This is a genomic window from Devosia insulae DS-56 (assembly GCF_000970465.2).
Taxonomy (GTDB): Bacteria; Pseudomonadota; Alphaproteobacteria; order Rhizobiales; family Devosiaceae; genus Devosia_A; species Devosia_A insulae.
The window spans coordinates 1-3,353 of record NZ_LAJE02000298.1 but is presented as its reverse complement, the minus strand read 5'-3'; the positions used below and the strand labels follow the sequence as shown (position 1 = coordinate 3,353).

Below are 3,353 nucleotides of genomic sequence, written 5' to 3'. Positions count from 1 at the left end.
TCCGTACCCTGCTCAGGATCAACGTCCTAAACGCCTTCCAGCCACCACGACGACGACCAAACTCAATGCAAGGACAGATGGAACTCAGCCTCAATCCACCATCACCCAAAAATCCCGGACAGTAGTGAGCTTTCGCTGGGATGACATCCGTGGATTGGGCGCATGCTGATGGCATGACCAACAGTTCGCAAACCCCGTTGACGTTGCCCCCGCCGCCCGACAGGCTCTGTGCACGCCAACCGGAGCCCCCTATGCATACGCCCGACCTCATCTCCCGCCTGCTCGATGTCATCGAGCTCGACCTGCTGCCGCTGACCAAGCGCGGCGTCGGGGGTGGCAATAAGCTGTTCGGGGCGGCGATCCTCAGGAAATCCGATCTGTCGCTGGTGGTTGGCGAAACCAATAACGAGACCGAGAACCCGCTCTGGCATGGCGAAATGCACGCCATCAAGCGCTTCTACGAACTCCCGGCTGACCAGCGCCCGACGCCCAAAGATTGCCTGTTCCTCGCCACGCACGAGCCCTGCTCGCTCTGCCTCTCCGGCATCACCTGGTCGGGCTTCGACAATTTCTACTACCTGTTCAGCTACGAGGATACGCGCGACAGCTTCGGCATCCCGCACGACATCCGCATCCTCCGCGAGGTCTATGCCGTGCCCGACCCGGACCGCGATTCTGTCCCTGAGGATCGGCCGCTCTACAACCGCAGGAACGCGTTCTTTGAGAGCCACGATATCCAGCAGATGATGGCCGGCATCGACCGCTCGTCGCGCGAGCTGCTGGTGGCCCGCGTCGATGAGCTCAACGCCGCCTATAACGACCTCTCGGCCGCCTACCAGAAGGACAAGGGCAAGAAGGGCATCCCGCTGAGCTAGGGCTTTTCGCCAAGTGACTGTGGTGCACTGCCCCTCACCCTAACCCTCTCCCCGGAGGGGAGAGGGGACACCCTCGGCACCGGCAGCGCCACAACGCCCCCTCTCCCCACTGGGGAGAGGGTCGGGGTGAGGGGAAGTTCCTTCAGGCTCAACCCGGGCCTCAGCCCCTTAGAGCCGCGGCGTCAGCTGTTCGATGTAGAACGAGACGATGTCGCCGGTCCGCTCCAGCGGGTTGAAGCCCTGGCCAGAGCCCGATAGCATGGTCGAGAGCGTACTTTCGGAGTCGCCGCCCGGCTCGGCGCTCACCACATCGGAAATTACCCCGCACTGGATCGTCCGCATCCGCCGCCCCTCGGCATTGGTGAGAGAGGCGGCGAAAAGGTGGCTCGAATCGAGGTTGACGATGTCGCAGCCCCGAGCCCGAAACCCATCGAGCATGGCATCGTCCTCGCGATAGATCGCATCGCCGGTCGCCGCGCGCACCGAAGTGATGGCATCCGGCCACTGTTCTAGGATCAAGGTCTTGAGCCCGGCATCGGCGGCAACTAAGAGGTCGCCGGTGTAGTGCCGGGTCGTGCCGTCGGCCGCGAAGGCGTCCTCGACCAGGTAGAAATCGCCCATCCGGAGGCCCTTGGTGCCGAGCCCGCCGGCGAGGCCATAGGCTAGGATCGTCTCGATCCCGTAATAGGCCAGCTCTTCGACCGTCGAGGCCGAGACCGGACCGCCATAGACATGCGCCAGCGACAGATAGCGCTGGCCGCCGTGGCGGAGGATGCGGACGCTGTCCGGGCTGAGATGGATGAAATGCTGATCGCTGACGCGCTCCGGGCTGTAGCGCTCGAGCCGCGACGGCGGCGGGCAGTAGCCGATGAGCGCCACCCGGATGCCGCCGAACACATCGCGACCGAAGCGCTGCCCGACCAGGCTCTGCGGCGTCAGATGCGGCGCCTTCGTTTCGACCATGACGCACTCCTCCCGATCAGCGGCGGGAAGGTGTCATCTCGGGGTTGAATGGTAAAGCGCGCTCTAGACGAGCAAGATCTACACGAGCACCACGCTCGCCGCAGCGAAAGCCAGGACAGCGAGCGCTGTGGCGAAGAGGACGAGCAACAGGATCTGGGTGCCGCTGTTCATGCTGGCCGGCCGGTGGCCGTGCTGGTGGTCGTGGTCCACGTTTCGTCTCAGCCGAGATCGGCGAGCTGGGTGGCCGGCGCGGTTTCGACCGGCAGGGCGGAGGCGGCGATGGTGAGCGTAGCCATCGACATCACGAACAGAGCAACGAGAGTGAGCTTCAGCATTTTTTGCCCCCCAAGGGCGAGGCCGGCCTGGGCCAGCGGTTCATCTTGAGGGCAATAATGCGGCGCGGCGGTTGAACGTTCCTGGAATCCGGCATTTAGCTGGCGTTCAGGAATCTCCGGTTCCGCCACATTTCCGAGACTTAATGCAGTTCTCCAACTTGTAACTGAGGGATCGCCCGCCCCCTTCCTACATCGGGCTCGTACCGAAAGAAGACGGAGACGAACCGATGCCGAGCCCGTTAACTCGCCGCGACGCCCTGCGCCTCGTCGCCATCACCGCCGCCGGCGGCGCATTGATGAGCCAGCAGGCCTTCGCCCAGGAGGCCAGCGCCGAAACCACCGGGCTGATGCCCGGCGCCGATGTCTGCGTGCTCACCCCGGAAGTGACCGAGGGCCCCTACTATTTCGATCCGTCGCTGGAGCGCGCCGACATCACCGAGGGCACCCAGACCGGCGTCGCCACCACCGTGCGGCTGCAGATCGTCGATGGCAGCTGCAAGCCGATCGAAGGAGCGCGCGTCGATATCTGGCACTGCAATGCCGAAGGGCTCTATTCGGGCTATGCCAACCAGACCGGCGGTATCGACACCACGGGCCAGACCTTCCTCCGCGGTACCCAATTCGCCGGCGCCTCCGGCATCGTCGAGTTCCAGACCATCTACCCGGGCTGGTATGCCGGCCGCACCACCCACATCCATTTCAAGGTGTTTCTCGACGAAAAGACCGTCTTGACCGGCCAGTTGTTCTTCCCCGACGCATTGAGCCAGTTCATCTACCAGAATGTCGAACCCTATACCGAGCACGGCCACGATCGCGATGTGCTCAACGCCAACGACAATATCGCGAGCCAGGCCACCCGCGCCTCGTTCGCCTATGTGAAGGAACTCGAGGAGCGCTACCTCGTCGCCATGATCGTCGGCGTCGACCCCGCCGCCGAGTCCGCCACCGGCTTCGGTGGCGCTGCCGGTGGTGGCGAACCTCCCAGCGGCCCGCCGCCGGACGGCGCCCCGGCCGATGGCGCCATGAGCGCCCCCGCGACCGAAACCGGCGTCAGCCTGGTGCCGGGTATTTCAGGCATCCGCTAAACAAAAAGGGCGGCCCGCTGGACCGCCCTCTCAAATCTCTCAGTCGTCGCCTCCCTCCCCCTTGAGGGGAGGGCTTGAGGGAGGGGGTGGTGCGG

At 64.5% G+C, this 3,353-nt stretch carries 4 protein-coding genes; 2 read left to right on the top strand and 2 right to left on the bottom strand.

Annotated elements, in window-relative coordinates; translation table 11 throughout:
* Nucleotides 1-251: 251 nt before the first annotated feature.
* Nucleotides 252-875, top strand: coding sequence for a nucleoside deaminase (locus VW23_RS21095; RefSeq protein ID WP_069911480.1), 624 nt, complete (start codon nt 252-254; stop codon nt 873-875).
* 168 nt (nt 876-1,043) lie between these two features.
* Here the strand turns inward: VW23_RS21095 and VW23_RS21090 are convergent, their stop codons facing one another.
* Nucleotides 1,044-1,838 (bottom strand): phosphorylase family protein, encoded by a 795-nt coding sequence (locus tag VW23_RS21090; RefSeq protein WP_069911479.1) that lies wholly within the window; start codon nt 1,836-1,838, stop codon nt 1,044-1,046.
* A 78-nt stretch (nt 1,839-1,916) separates the two neighbouring features.
* Nucleotides 1,917-2,048 (bottom strand): hypothetical protein, encoded by a 132-nt coding sequence (locus tag VW23_RS29700; protein WP_280138998.1) that lies wholly within the window; start codon nt 2,046-2,048, stop codon nt 1,917-1,919.
* A gap of 352 nt (nt 2,049-2,400) precedes the next feature.
* On the opposite strand from VW23_RS29700, the gene VW23_RS21085 reads away from it, so the two are divergent.
* The gene (locus VW23_RS21085; protein WP_069911478.1) at nt 2,401-3,258 is read left to right on the top strand and encodes an intradiol ring-cleavage dioxygenase; all 858 of its coding nucleotides are present in this window, start codon (nt 2,401-2,403) and stop codon (nt 3,256-3,258) included.
* The last annotated feature ends 95 nt before the right edge of the window (nt 3,259-3,353 follow it).

What these genes read in the sequence shown, in the direction of transcription:
- VW23_RS21095 (WP_069911480.1), top strand. Translation starts at nt 252, where the DNA reads ATGCATACGCCCGACCTCATCTCCCGCCTGCTCGATGTCATCGAGCTC.
- VW23_RS21090 (WP_069911479.1), bottom strand. Translation starts at nt 1,838, where the DNA reads ATGGTCGAAACGAAGGCGCCGCATCTGACGCCGCAGAGCCTGGTCGGG.
- VW23_RS21085 (WP_069911478.1), top strand. Translation starts at nt 2,401, where the DNA reads ATGCCGAGCCCGTTAACTCGCCGCGACGCCCTGCGCCTCGTCGCCATC.